The 13,112-nt window shown below is 68.4% G+C and carries 12 protein-coding genes; 3 read left to right on the forward strand and 9 right to left on the reverse strand.

Features of this window, described 5'->3' with window-relative positions; translation table 11 throughout:
• Positions 1-345 precede the first annotated feature (345 nt).
• Together D5301_RS03360 and D5301_RS03365 are read right to left on the reverse strand one after the other, a co-directional pair.
• Positions 346-1,524, reverse strand: a complete 1,179-nt coding sequence (locus D5301_RS03360; protein WP_153854770.1) for a glutathionylspermidine synthase family protein — start codon at positions 1,522-1,524, stop codon at positions 346-348.
• Positions 1,525-1,531: 7 nt separating this feature from the next.
• Positions 1,532-2,104 carry a DUF1190 domain-containing protein gene (locus tag D5301_RS03365; RefSeq protein ID WP_071228542.1) on the reverse strand — a complete coding sequence of 191 codons (573 nt, stop codon included), beginning with the start codon at positions 2,102-2,104 and terminating at the stop codon, positions 1,532-1,534.
• Positions 2,105-2,514: 410 nt separating this feature from the next.
• On the opposite strand from D5301_RS03365, the gene ilvD reads away from it, so the two are divergent.
• A complete protein-coding gene (gene ilvD / locus D5301_RS03370; protein WP_153854771.1) occupies positions 2,515-4,353 on the forward strand; it encodes a dihydroxy-acid dehydratase in 1,839 nt (612 codons plus the stop codon).
• 226 nt (positions 4,354-4,579) lie between these two features.
• A complete protein-coding gene (locus D5301_RS03375; RefSeq protein ID WP_153854772.1) occupies positions 4,580-5,752 on the forward strand; it encodes a DUF418 domain-containing protein in 1,173 nt (390 codons plus the stop codon).
• Positions 5,753-5,844: 92 nt separating this feature from the next.
• Here the strand turns inward: D5301_RS03375 and dinG are convergent, their stop codons facing one another.
• From dinG to aroE, 3 genes are all read right to left on the reverse strand, one after another.
• Positions 5,845-7,947: an ATP-dependent DNA helicase DinG gene (dinG, locus tag D5301_RS03380; RefSeq protein ID WP_094001302.1), complete on the reverse strand. Its 2,103-nt coding sequence runs from the start codon at positions 7,945-7,947 to the stop codon at positions 5,845-5,847.
• Between the two features lie 155 nt (positions 7,948-8,102).
• Positions 8,103-8,456 carry a hypothetical protein gene (locus D5301_RS03385; protein WP_110714067.1) on the reverse strand — a complete coding sequence of 118 codons (354 nt, stop codon included), beginning with the start codon at positions 8,454-8,456 and terminating at the stop codon, positions 8,103-8,105.
• Between the two features lie 3 nt (positions 8,457-8,459).
• Positions 8,460-9,305, reverse strand: coding sequence for a shikimate dehydrogenase (gene aroE / locus D5301_RS03390; RefSeq protein ID WP_153854773.1), 846 nt, complete (start codon positions 9,303-9,305; stop codon positions 8,460-8,462).
• Between the two features lie 48 nt (positions 9,306-9,353).
• Here aroE and D5301_RS03395 point away from each other — a divergent pair, with 48 nt between their 5' ends.
• Positions 9,354-10,226: a PD40 domain-containing protein gene (locus D5301_RS03395; protein WP_153854774.1), complete on the forward strand. Its 873-nt coding sequence runs from the start codon at positions 9,354-9,356 to the stop codon at positions 10,224-10,226.
• A 123-nt stretch (positions 10,227-10,349) separates the two neighbouring features.
• On the opposite strand, the gene D5301_RS03400 is transcribed toward D5301_RS03395, so the two are convergent.
• The 4 genes from D5301_RS03400 to D5301_RS03415 all read right to left on the reverse strand — a co-directional run bounded on the left by D5301_RS03400 (position 10,350) and on the right by D5301_RS03415 (position 12,949).
• Complete coding sequence (locus D5301_RS03400; protein WP_049424121.1) at positions 10,350-10,619, reverse strand: SHOCT domain-containing protein; 270 nt, start codon at positions 10,617-10,619, stop codon at positions 10,350-10,352.
• 32 nt (positions 10,620-10,651) lie between these two features.
• Positions 10,652-11,641, reverse strand: a complete 990-nt coding sequence (gene hemB / locus D5301_RS03405) for a porphobilinogen synthase (protein ID WP_153854775.1) — start codon at positions 11,639-11,641, stop codon at positions 10,652-10,654.
• Positions 11,642-11,660: 19 nt separating this feature from the next.
• Positions 11,661-12,578 (reverse strand): bestrophin family ion channel, encoded by a 918-nt coding sequence (locus tag D5301_RS03410; protein ID WP_153854776.1) that lies wholly within the window; start codon positions 12,576-12,578, stop codon positions 11,661-11,663.
• Between the two features lie 122 nt (positions 12,579-12,700).
• Entirely contained in the window at positions 12,701-12,949 is a 249-nt protein-coding gene (locus D5301_RS03415; protein ID WP_006475755.1) for a hypothetical protein, read from the reverse strand.
• Positions 12,950-13,112: the final 163 nt, after the last annotated feature.

Below are 13,112 nucleotides of genomic sequence, written 5' to 3' on the forward strand. Positions count from 1 at the left end.
TTGGTTGGCACGGAATCAACGGCGCCGACCAAGGTCGGCATCTACCAACACCGATTGCCGGCCAGCGGCCGGCACTACCCCTGCAACGACCGACGCACCGCTCTGGTAGGTGCCAACCTTGGTTGGCACGGAATCAACGGCGCCGACCAAGGTCGGCATCTACCAACGGCGGTTGCCGGCCAGTGGCCGGCACTACCCCTGCCACAACCGCCGCACCGCCCTGGCAGGTGCCAACCTTGGTTGGCACGGAATCAACAGCACCGACCAAGGTCGGCCTCTACCTACAGGGGTTGTTCTACGACCGGCGTCGGTTGCCCACGCCGGCCCGGTTGCGCCGTACCGTCATCAGACGTAGATCCGCGTCGGCGCCTCATCAACGATCGCGTGCGGCACGAAGCGCGCACTGTCGCGGGTGATCGCGCTGTCGTCTTCGCGGATGCCGATGCCGCAGGCGTGGTCACCCACCACCCAGCTGCCGATCAGCGGGTAGCCGCCTTCGAAGCGGGTCAGCGGATGCGCACGCTGGATGATCGCCGGGCCATCGTAAGGCCCGTCGCTGCGCTGGGTGCTGCCATCGGCCAGGTGCATCTCGATGTTGGCGCCTTCGCGCGAGAACAGCGGCTTGCGCACCCAGCCCGACGCCAGCGTGCTGCCGTCATCGAAATGCGCCTCCAGCAGGTTCGGATGGCCCACGTTGCGCTGCCACAGCAGCGGCAGGATGCCCTTGTTGCTCAGCACCGCCTTCCACGCTGGCTCCAGCAGCTGCACGCCCGAGCCGGGCAGCGCGCGGCCGAACTCCTCGGCCATCAGGTCTTCCAGCGGGTACAGCTTGAACAGCGTGCCGATCACCGAATCGTCCAGCGCGGTGAAGCGACCGTCCTCGGACAGGCCGATATCCTCGATGGCGATGGCCTGGCCATGCAGGCCGGCCTGCGACGCACAGTCGCGCAGGTAGTCGACGGTGCCGCGGTCTTCTTCCGAACTGCCCACGGCGCTGAAATACAGCGGCGGCGGCAACTGCGTGGCCAGTTCGCCGAAGCGTTCGACCAGCGCTTCGTGGATCGCGTTGAACTGGTCAGCATGCTGCGGCAGGCGACCCGCATTGCGCTGGTCTTCCAACCACTGCCACTGGAAGAAGCTGGCCTCGAACAGCGAGGTCGGCGTGTCGTAGTTCAACTCGTACAGCTTGGCCGGGCCGGTACCGTCGTAGGCCAGGTCCAGGCGACCGTACAGATGCGGCTGGCGCTGGCGCCAGCTGTCGGCGATCCAGTCGCGGTAATGCGACGGAATCGCCAGCTGGTCCATCAGGCGCTCGCTGCCGATGACATCACCGACCAGGTCCAGCGCCATCTGGTGCAGCTCGGCGCTGGGGTCTTCGATGTCCTGTTCGATCTGGCGCAGGGTGAAGGCGTAGTACGCGCTTTCATCCCAATACGGCTGGCCGTCGATGGTGTGGAAGCGGAAACCCGCTTCATCCGCGCGTGCCCGCCACTGGGCACGCGCGGCAATCCGGATGCGCTGCATGGGTCGATCAGCCGCCGTAGCTGCCGCTGGTGCTGCGGCGTGCGCTGGTGTTGCCGAAGCCACCACGGCTGGCGGTGACCGCACGGTTCGGCTCGCTGGTGACCGGCGCCAGGCCAGCCTTGCCGGCGCCGATGCCGCTGGCGGTGTTCAGGCCACCGGTACCGCCCGGTGCCGGACGCGCCCAACCAGCGCTCTTGTCCTGGTAGGCCGGCGACGCCGCCGGCGCCTGCGGGGCGAGGCCGCCGCGGTTGCTCAGCATCTGCGACATGAAGAAGCCCATCATCATCGGGCCGATGAACGAGGTACCGGCCGAGGTGTGCTGCTGCACGCACTGTTCCGGCTTGTAGTCCTTCTCGCAGGCTTCCTTGCTGGCGTACTTCGGCGCCGCATCGGCGGCCTGCTTCTGCGCTTCGGCGAAGGCATTGCGGCACGACGACGGATCGCCGGTGGCCTCGGTGCAGGCCTCGACCGAGGTGTACAGGCCTTCCTGCACCTTCACCTCCGGCTCCTTCTGGCAGGCGGTGAACAGCAGCGGCGCAGCGCTCATCAGCAGCAGCGCGGTGGTGCGGGAACGTTTCATGGCCTCATGCCCTGTCGACGGATCAATGCCCCAATGATGCCAAATCCGGACCAGCAACCGGAATCGGCAAAGTCCGAAAGATGAACGGACTTTCATTTTCGTCGGGCATTGGGGTCAGAGCCCATCGCGCCGCGATGGGATCCGACCCCGGGCGGCGCACCGCTCTGGCAGGTGCCAACCTTGGTTGGCACACCCCCCGCGGCGCCCCGCTAGGCCCGGCGCGCGCAGCCAAGTCTCCGGCAAGAAGCCCCCTTAGTTGTTCAAGGGGGCGCGCCGAAGGCGCGGGGATAAGGGGAAATGCGCGGACCACCAAGCCGCTGCAAGCGGTGAAGGTGGTTGCAGCAGCAACCGAAAAAATTGGCCATGATCGGCTGACCCCCACGTCGTACGGCCCGCCCGTTCCGCCAGCCATGCCCGAATACCGTTCCCGCACCTCCACTGCCGGCCGCAACATGGCCGGCGCCCGCGCCCTGTGGCGTGCCACCGGCATGAAGGACGGCGACTTCCACAAGCCGATCATCGCCATCGCCAACTCCTTCACCCAGTTCGTGCCCGGCCACGTGCACCTGAAAGACCTCGGCCAGCTGGTCGCGCGCGAGATCGAACAGGTCGGCGGCGTCGCCAAGGAATTCAACACCATCGCCGTGGACGACGGCATCGCGATGGGCCACGACGGCATGCTGTATTCGCTGCCCAGCCGCGAGATCATCGCCGATGCCGTGGAGTACATGGTCAACGCGCACTGCGCCGACGCGCTGGTGTGCATCAGCAACTGCGACAAGATCACCCCCGGCATGCTGATGGCCGCCCTGCGCCTCAACATCCCGGTGGTGTTCGTCTCCGGTGGGCCGATGGAAGCGGGCAAGACCAAGCTGTCCGAGCACAAGCTGGACCTGGTCGATGCGATGGTGGTGGCCGCCGATGACAGCGCCTCCGACGAGAAAGTGGCGGCGTTCGAGCGCAGCGCCTGCCCCACCTGCGGCTCCTGCTCGGGCATGTTCACCGCCAACTCGATGAACTGCCTGACCGAAGCACTGGGCCTGTCGCTGCCGGGCAATGGCACCACGCTGGCCACCCATGCCGACCGCGAGGCGCTGTTCCGCCGTGCCGGCCGCCTGATCGTCGAACTCTGCCACCGCTGGTATGGCGGCGAAGACCCGAGCGCGCTGCCGCGCGGCATCGCCACCCAGGCCGCGTTCGCCAACGCGATGACCCTGGACATCGCCATGGGCGGATCGACCAACACCATCCTGCATCTGCTGGCTGCCGCGCAGGAAGCGGAGGTCGACTTCGACCTGACCCACATCGACGCGCTGTCGCGGCGCGTCCCGCAGCTGTGCAAGGTGGCGCCGAACACGCCGAAGTACCACATCGAGGACGTGCATCGCGCCGGCGGCGTGTTCGGCATCCTCGGTGAACTGGACCGCGCCGGCCTGCTCGAAACCACGGTGCCGACCGTACACAGCGCCAGCCTAGCCGAAGCACTGGAACGCTGGGACGTGGTGCGCAGTGACAACGACACCCTGCATACCTTCTTCAAGGCTGGCCCGGCCGGCATCCCCACCCAGGAAGCCTTCAGCCAGGCCACGCGCTGGCCGACGCTGGACGTGGACCGCGCCGAGGGCTGCATCCGCTCGCTGCAGCACGCGTATTCGCTGGAAGGCGGGCTGGCCGTGCTGCGCGGCAACCTGGCCGTGGATGGCTGCGTGGTGAAGACCGCCGGCGTGGACGAGTCGATCCACGTGTTCGAAGGCCCCGCGCGCGTCTACGAAAGCCAGGACGCCGCCGTTGCCGGCATCCTCGCCGACGAAGTGCAGCCGGGCGAGGTGGTGGTGATCCGCTACGAAGGCCCGAAGGGCGGCCCCGGCATGCAGGAGATGCTGTACCCGACCAGCTATCTGAAATCGAAGGGGCTGGGCAAGCAATGTGCGCTGCTCACCGATGGCCGCTTTTCCGGCGGCACCTCGGGCCTGTCGATCGGCCACGTCTCGCCGGAAGCCGCCAGCGGCGGTGTCATCGGCCTGGTGGAAAACGGCGACCGCATCCGCATCGACATCCCGGCCCGCCGCCTCGACCTGCTGCTGGACGAGGCCACGCTGGCCCAGCGCCACGCCGACGCCGATGCCCGCGGCTGGAAGCCGCGCGCACCGCGCCCGCGCAAGGTCACCAGTGCGCTGAAGGCTTACGCGCTGCTGGCCACCAGCGCTGACAAGGGTGCCGTACGCAACACCGCGCTGCTCGGCGATTGACCCCCGTGCGGTAGTGCCGGCCGCTGGCCGGCAGCCTCATCGATGTGGGCCATCGCGGTGCAGGTGCCGGCCAGCGGCCGGCACTACCCCTGCAACAACCGCCGCATCGTTCTGGTGGGTGCCAGCCTTGGTTGGCACGGAACCCACAGCGCCGACCAAGGTCGGCATCTACCAACAACGGTTGCCGGCCAGCGGCCGGCGCTACCGATCCGGTACGCTGCGCGGCATGACCCACCGCCCGCCGCGCCAGCCCCTCATCGATGCCCTGCGTGGGTTCGCGCTGCTCGGCGTGTTCCTGGTCAACCTGCGCTTCTTCTCGCTCGATGCACTGATGACCGAGGCCGCGCAGCAGGCACTGCCCAGCGCGGCGCTCGACCATGCCATCCGCACCGGCATGGCGTGGTTGGTGGACATGAAGGCGATCACCCTGTTCTCGCTGCTGTTCGGCATGGGCGTAGCAATGCAGATGGACGGCAACGCCCGCGGTAGCATGGCCGCGCACCTGCGGCGGATGGCAGTACTGCTGGTGATCGGCCTGCTGCATTCGGTGCTGGTCTGGTGGGGCGACATCCTGCTGGTCTATGCGCTGGTGGGCCTGCTGCTGCCATTGTTCCGTCACCTTGGTGATCGCGCACTGCTGTTCAGTGGGATGTTCATCGCCCTGTTGCTGCCACCGCTGCTGTCGCCGTGGATCCGCGAATGGGTCGCCCTGCTCACACCGCGCGCGCAGATGAACGCCATGGCGCTCGATGCCCTTGCGCACGGCACGCTGGCGCAGGCGTGGTGGCACAACCTGCAGCTGGCCGCATGGCTGAAGCTGAGCAACTGGGCGCTGTTGTTCTTCGTGCTCGGCCGCTTCCTGCTGGGCTACTGGGCCGGCCGTCGCGGGCTGCTGCAGCAGCCGCAGGCGCATCTGCCGCTGCTGCGCTCGATCGCCATCGGCAGCCTGCTGCTGACAGCGGTGTTCCTGTGGATCGATGCCCAGGCCGATGCGCTCAAACAGGCATGGCCGGCGCTGCGTGCGGGCGTGCCCGGCTACCTGCTGCGCGTGTCCTATCGCGTTGCGCCGCTGGCGCTGGGCATTGCTGCGGCGGCGATCTTCACCCTGCTCTATCTGCGCCCGTGGGCCGAGCGCATGCTACGCGTGTTCGTGCCGGCCGGGCGCATGGCACTGAGCAACTACCTGCTGCAAAGCGCGATCTGCGTGCCGCTGTTTGCCGGCTTCGGGCTGGGTATCGGCCCGCAGTACGGGCTGTGGCCAGTGCTCCTGGTGGCGGCAGTGGTGTTCCCGCTGCAACTGTGGGCGAGCGCGTGGTGGCTGCGTGGCCATCGCTTCGGGCCGGTCGAATGGCTGTGGCGCAGCGCCAGCGAAGGGCAATGGCTGCCGTTACGGCGCTAGCGACCGGAGACGGCGGTGGTGAGGTCGTTTGTGCCACTTACGACTTAATTCCCTCCGTCCCCTTTTTGCCGGCCAGCGGCCGGCACTACCGGTCAGCCGATCACGCGTTTGAACGGCGGCAGCGCGTCGATGATGCGCTTGCCGTAGCGGCGGGTCAGCAGCCGCGAATCCAGAATGACCACGCGGCCGGTGTCGGTGGAGGTGCGGATCAGGCGGCCGGCGAACTGGGTCAGCGTGCGCAACGCATGCGGAATGGCGATCAGGTTGAAGGCGTTGAGCCCGCGCCCCTCGAACCACTCACTGAGCGTAGCGGTCTGCGGATCGGTCGGCACCGCGAACGGCACCTGGGTGATCACCACCGTGGTGCAGGCCTCACCGGGCAGGTCGAGGCCTTCGCCGAACGAATTCAGCCCGAACAGCACCGAGCCCTCGCCCGCGGCCACGCGCCGCAGGTGCTCGTCGATCAGCCGGGTCTTGGACATCTCGCCCTGCACCAGCACCTGCTTGCGGCGCGCGGCCGACATCAGCCCGGCCACCTTCTCCATCTTCCAGCGCGAGGTGAACAGCACCATCGAGCCCTTGGCCCAGTCCAGTTCGGTGTCCAGGTAGCGCGCCACTTCGCGCGGGTGCCCTTCGCGGTCGTCAGGCGTGACCGGGAACTTCGGCACGATCAGCTCGGCCTGGTTGGGCAGGTCGAACGGCGACGACAGCGAGACCATCTCGGCCTCTTCCGGAATGCCGTTGTCGATCGCCAGCGACTGGAAGTCGCCACCGCCGGTCAGCGTCGCCGAGGTCATCACCACCGAGTCCACTTCATCCCACAGCAGCTTGCGCAGCACGTGCGCGGCCGACACCGGTGAGCCATGCAGCACCAGGTCGCCGTCGCGGGTAGCGGTGACCCAGCGCGCCATCGGCGGCGCGCCGTCCTTGTCCTCGCGGCGCCACGCCTGCCACAGGTTGTACTGCTGCTCGATCATTTCCAGCGCCATGCCCAGGTTGCGCTGCAGGCGCTCGCGCGCGGCATCGTCCGGCTTGCCCTTGGCGACCTGCGCGGTGGCGGCATGCGCCCAGTTGTAGAGGCTGCGGGTGTCGTCGGCCAGCGCTTCGATCGGCTCGCGCCAGGCGTCGGGCAGGCGCCCATTGGCCGCGCGCCACATCGGCTCTTCGTCGGCCGGCGCCGGCATCCACACCCGTTCGATGTGGTCGCGGAACGCGCGCAGTTGCTTGGCGACGTTGCTGGCCACCTCGATCGCTTCGTTGGGCAGCAGGTTGCCGAGGCGGTCCTTGTCGACCGCACGGTAGGCACCGGCGATCAGGATCTGCAGGCGGCCGGTACGCTTGGCCATCTCATCCAGCGCGAGGCTGGCCGCACCCTGGTCGATCGCCACGTTGCCGATGTGATGGCCTTCGTCCAGCACCAGCAGCATGTCCGACGGCGGCGCGATCAATGGCTGGCCGTTGTCGCTGTCACCGATCGACAGTGCCGACAACAGCAGCGCGTGGTTGGTGACCACGATCTGTGCATCGCGCACCGTGTTGCGCGAACGCAGCACCGCGCACTGCGCCGAATAGGCACAGCGGCGCCCGGCGCAGCCCGAGGCCGGCGTGGTGATGCGGCTGCGCAGGCCGGGGCTGATGGTCTCCGGTGCGTTGTCGATGTCGCCATCCCAGCTGCCGCCGGTGAAGGCGTCGGTCAGGCGCTTGGCGATGTCCATCTCGATCGGCGCCAGCGGCCGGTCGAACAGCGGCGCGTCATCCTCGAACATGCCGCCCTGCGAGCCCTCGCCCTGCGCTTCGGCAGCATTGCGCGTGCACAGGTAGCGGGTACGGCCCTTGGCCAGCGCCACGGTCGCTTCCAGGCCGGTGGCCTTGAGGAAATTCGGGATATCGCGCTCGACCAGCTGTGACTGCAGCGCCACGGTGCCGGTGCTGATCACCAGCTTCTTCTTGCTGGCCAGCGCGATCGGCACGCCTGCGGTGAGGTAGCCCAGGCTCTTGCCGACGCCGGTGGGCGCCTCGACCACGCCCACGCCACCGCTTTTCGACAGCGCGCGCGACACCACGCCGATCATCTGGCTCTGCGAGCGACGGGTGGAGAAGCCGGGGGTATTGGCCTGCAGCGTCGTGTACGCCTTGCGGATCGCGTCCTTCAAGGTGTCATCGAGCGTGCGCGGAGCGGCGACGGTTTCGGTCACGCCGGGAACTACCGTGGCTGGATCAGGCCGGTCATTGTCGCATGGCCGGCCACCTCCGCCGCCGCTGGCTGCCTGAACGGGGCAGCGGCGACGCCCGGTGGCTGGATGAACACACCAGGCAGGACAGGTGACGGCCCGAGGCCGTCACCGGCGTGTCATTGCGCTGCGTTGCCGCGCAATCGCAGCAGGCGCACGAGGGCCCAGACCAGCAGGACCACACCGATGGCCTCGATCATCGCCAGCGCGAAATGCAGCACGCCGAGGATGGCGCTCAGGCTCGACACGGCACTGAAATCACCACTGCGGACCATCCACATCGGCAGGATGCCCGCCGCCATTCCACCGAGGCTGGTCAGCAGCAACAGCAGCAGGCCGACCAGGGCGCCGGTACGGGTGGCGTCGCGCGGTGCCCCGACCACCCAGACCAGGCCCACGCACAGCGCGATCAGCACCGGCAGGCGTACGCCGACCATGCTCAGCACGGTTACCAGCAGGGTTGTGCTGTCCATCGGTCAGTCCTCGCCGGCCAGTACCGCCGAGCCCTGGCGCAGCGACTGGTAGACCTCGTCGGTCTGCGGGCGCACACCGTGCCACTGCAGGAAGCTCTCGGCCGCCTGCTCGACCAGCATGCCCAGGCCGTCCACGGTATTGCGGCACTGCGCCGCACGGGCCCAGGCCAGGAAGGCGATGGCGGCCTCGCCGTAGTTCAGGTCGACGGCGGTGGTCATCGAGTTGACCAGCGACAGCGGCAGCTTGAACTCAACGGCGCGGTCGCGCCCGGCCGAGGTGGCATTGACGATCAGTTCGAAGTCGCCGAGGTCGCGCAGGTCTTCCCAGTAGCGGCTGATCGCGCGGCCCGGTTCGCCCATCGCGTCGATCAGCTCATCGGCTCGTTCCGACGTGCGGTTGACCACCACCAGCTCGGTGATGCCGGCATCAAGCAGCGCCGGGGCGACGCTGCGCGCCGAACCGCCGGCGCCGATCAGCAGCATGCGGCGGCCGCGCAGGTCCAGGCCGTGGCGATCGGTCAGGTCGCGCACCAGGCCGATGCCATCGGTGGTGTCACCATGCCAGCGGTCGCCCTTGCGCAGCAGCGTGTTGACCGAGCCGGCGCGACGCGCCCGTGCGGTCAGCGTGGTGCACACCGAGAACGCGGATTCCTTGTGCGGCAGGGTGACGTTGGCACCGACACCGCCCTCGGCGGCGAAGGCCTCCAGGCCGGCCAGGAACGCATCCGGGGCCAGGTCGATCGCGCGGTAATCCACTGCGATGCCTTCCTGGCGACCGAACGTCGCGTGGATCTGCGGCGACTTCGAGTGGGCAACGGGGTGTCCGAAGACGGCGTAACGGTCGGTCATGGAATCCTCAAGCTGGCTAGACTGATGCTCTTTCGTGCACGGATCCGGATGATGCGCATCACCCCGCCCCTGCTGGTGCTTGCCGCCAGTCTACTCTCTGCCCCCGTGGCGATGGCGTTGAACGAGTACGGCATCGAAGGCATGGGCGTGGTCTCGACCCGCGCCGACGAGGGCCGCGCCACGATCAGCGCCGATGGCCAGCGCATCGTTTTCGCCCGCCGTGGCGAGGCCGGTTGGGGCCTGTGGGAGGCGCGCTTGGTGGACGGCCGCTGGCAGCAGGCGCAGGCCTTGCCGGTAGGCGTGGCCGGTGAGGCCCGTGATCCCTACTTCAGCCGCGATGGCCGCTGGCTGCTGTTCGCGGCCGGCCCCGACGGCAAGCTGGCGCTGTACCGCGCCGCGTTGGCCGCCGACGGCCAGCTGGGCCCGGCGCAGCCGCTGGCCGGCGACGCGGGCCGCCGGGAAGAGCGCGGGCCGGCCCTGAGCGCGGATGGCAGGCAGCTGTTGTTTGCCCGCCAGCAGGGCCGTGGCGCCGGCTGGGACCTGTTCGTGTCGACACTGGATGCCCAGGGCCTGCGTGGTCCGGCCACCGCACTGAGCGCGTTGAACAGCGCCGACGACGAGACCGATGGCGACTGGCTGGGCCATGACGGCGCCGTGGTGTTCAGCCGCGGCAGCGGCACGACCGCGCAGGTATGGAGCAGCGGCTGTGCGTGGACCGGCGCGGCGCTGCAGCCGTTGGGGTTGTCGTTCAACCAGACCGGCGGCTGGACCGGCGCGCCGGTGATCGACAACGCCAAGCCGGGCGAGATGATGGTTGCCAGCAGTGCGGCGAAGGCGCCGCGTGCCGGTGGCGTGGACGTGTACCGGTTGGCGGTGCCGAAGGTGGCGGCGGTTGCGGGGTGCCTGCCTGCCGCTCGGTAACGGCAAACGCCAACCGGGGTTGGCGGCCACCCGTAGATCCACGCCATGCGTGGATGATCGTTTGGTAGATGCCAACCTTGGTTGGCATGCGGGAAAGTGCCAACCAAGGTTGGCACCCACCCGTCAGCGCGACAACACCTTGGCGCGCAACTGCTCGTACTCCACCTCGCTCAGCTGGCCATTGTCCTTGCGCTGGTTCAGCGCGGCCAGTTCGGCCTGCACGCTGTCCGGCAGGGCCTGCTCACGGGCGACATGGCGGGCGGCGGAGAGCTGCTCCGGCGGGCGCTTGCCGGCCCGCCAGGCCGCGATGAAGACACCGACGATGATGGCGCCGAACACCAGCGTACCGATGCCCCAGATCAGCCATTGCATCCATCCCAGTTCGGGGCCCATCGCGTATTCCTCCGTCTATCCTGGCGCTATTGTCAGCGCTCGCGCAGCCATCGCGCCACCTGCGGCGCGAAATAGGTCAGCACGCCGTCGGCGCCGGCCCGCTTGAAGCCCAGCAGCGACTCCAGCACGCAGGCGCGCTCGTCCAGCCAGCCGTTGGCGAAAGCAGCCTTCATCATCGCGTACTCGCCACTCACCTGATAGGCGAAGGTCGGCACGCCGAATGTCTCCTTCACCCGGCGCACCAGGTCCAGGTACGGCATGCCCGGCTTGACCATCACCATGTCGGCGCCCTCTTCCAGGTCCAGCGCGATCTCGCGCAGGGCCTCGTCGCCGTTGGCAGGGTCCATCTGGTAGGTCTTCTTGTCGGCCTTGCCGAGGCTGGCGGCGCTGCCCACCGCATCACGGAACGGACCGTAGAACGCCGAGGCGTACTTGGCCGAGTAGGCCATGATGCGCACGTTGATGTGGTTGTCGGCATCCAGCGCACGGCGGATCGCGCCGATGCGGCCGTCCATCATGTCCGACGGCGAGACGATGTCCACGCCCGCTTCGGCATGCGAGACAGACTGCTTGACCAGCGCTTCGACGGTGACGTCGTTGAGCACATAGCCCTTGTCGTCGATGATGCCGTCCTGGCCGTGGGTGGTGTACGGGTCCAGCGCCACGTCGGTCATCACCCCCAGTTCCGGGAATCGCGACTTCAGCGCGCGGATCGCACGCTGCGCCAGCCCGTCTTCGGCCCATGCCGCCGATGCATCCAGCGACTTCAGCGAGGGGTCGATCACCGGGAACAGGTCGATCACCGGAATGCCCAGCTCCAGCGCCTCTTCGGCCACCTTCAGCAGTTCTTCGATCGACAGCCGCTCCACGCCCGGCATCGAGGGTACCGCGGTGCGGCCGGCAAGCTCGTGCACGAACACCGGGTAGATCAGGTCGTCGGTGGTCAGCGTGTTCTCGCGCATCAGGCGGCGCGAGAACTCGTCATGGCGCATGCGGCGCGGACGGTAAAGCGGGTGGGACATGGCAGGCTCCGAGGAGTGGCTATTGCAACAGGTAGCCCTGCGGCAGCAGGGGTTCGGGCAAGGGGCGTTCGCCGAGCGCGTCGAGCTGGTCGATCTCGATGGTGCGCACCAGCGCGTCCAGCGGCAGGTCGTTCGGCTCCAGGCCGAACGGGTCTTCCATTTCTTCGCCCAGCTGGTCCAGGCCGAAGAAGGCATAGGCCAGCACCGCCGACAGCACCGGCGTACCCCAGCCCAGCGAACTGGCCAGGCCGAATGGCAGCAGCACGCAGAACATCCACGCGCAGCGGTGCAGCAGCAGGGTGTAGGCGAACGGCAGCGGCGTGGTGAGGATGCGCTCGCAGCCCGCCTGGATCGACGACATCGCGTGCAGACGGTCCTCCAGCTGGGCGTAGAGGATCGGGTCGAGGTCACCGGCACGCAGGGCCTGGGCCAGCTCGGCGGCGACCATCGACAACAGCGCGTCCGGCACGTTCTCGCGCTGGCCGAGTTGTTCGCGCTGGCGCTTGTCCAGCCACGGCAGGGCCATCAGCGCGACGATGCGCCCGCGCAGGCGACCGGCCAGGGCATGGGCGAAGGCGGTGGTGAGGTAGGCGATGCGGCGACGGCGGCCCGCGTCATCGGCCAGCAGCAGGTTGACCTGGCGGGCCAGCGAGCGCGATTCGTAGACCAGCTGACCCCACAGCTTGCGGCCTTCCCACCAGCGGTCATAGCAAGCGCTGTTGCGGAAGCTGAGGAAGATCGACAGCACCAGGCCAAGCAGGGTGAACGGCGTGACCGAGACACGCTCGATGCCGGTCGGTGGCGCCAGTTCCACCACGGCGGCCACCGCAATGGACAGGATCAGGATGGCCAGCACCTTGGGCGCGATCGCTTTGACGATCGAGCCGCGCAGGATGTAGAGCAGTTGCCAGCCGTGGGGACGGGGTCGGATGATCATGGGGCTGCCGCGCCGGGCGCGGATTCACAGGCACGCGGGGGGCTCGCGCAGCCATTCATTGTACGCCCCTGCCCGGCCATGGACCGTGCGCCTGCGACGCCCTGTCGCACCCGGGTGCGGGCTCAGATCACGCCGCCACCCAGGCCAAGGCGCAGGATGCCGACCACCACCACGATGCCGTTCAGCACCAGCCCGGCCCAGGCCCGGCCACGCTTGCTCGGATGGGTGAACAGGATGCCCAGCGCGGCGATCACCGCGCCCACCGCAGCGAACGGGATCAGGAACCAGTTGCCCCAGCCGAGCAGTGGAATCAGCGCCAGGATCATCCACAACAGCGCCAGTACGCCCCACAACAGACTGATCACACCCATGCCGCTCTCCCGCAGTTGGTTCCTGCCCCAACCATAGACGTTCCCGCTGCCGCCGCCTACTGCCATTGGCGGGGCTGTCACCCGCCCCGTGCTAGCGTGCTGTCGTGCGTGCCCTGGCCCGGGTGTTGGCGCCGATTCAGAGTGGCCCGCCGATGATCGCAAC

Source organism: Stenotrophomonas sp. MH181796 (assembly GCF_009659995.1).
Lineage (GTDB): Bacteria > Pseudomonadota > Gammaproteobacteria > Xanthomonadales > Xanthomonadaceae > Stenotrophomonas > Stenotrophomonas riyadhensis.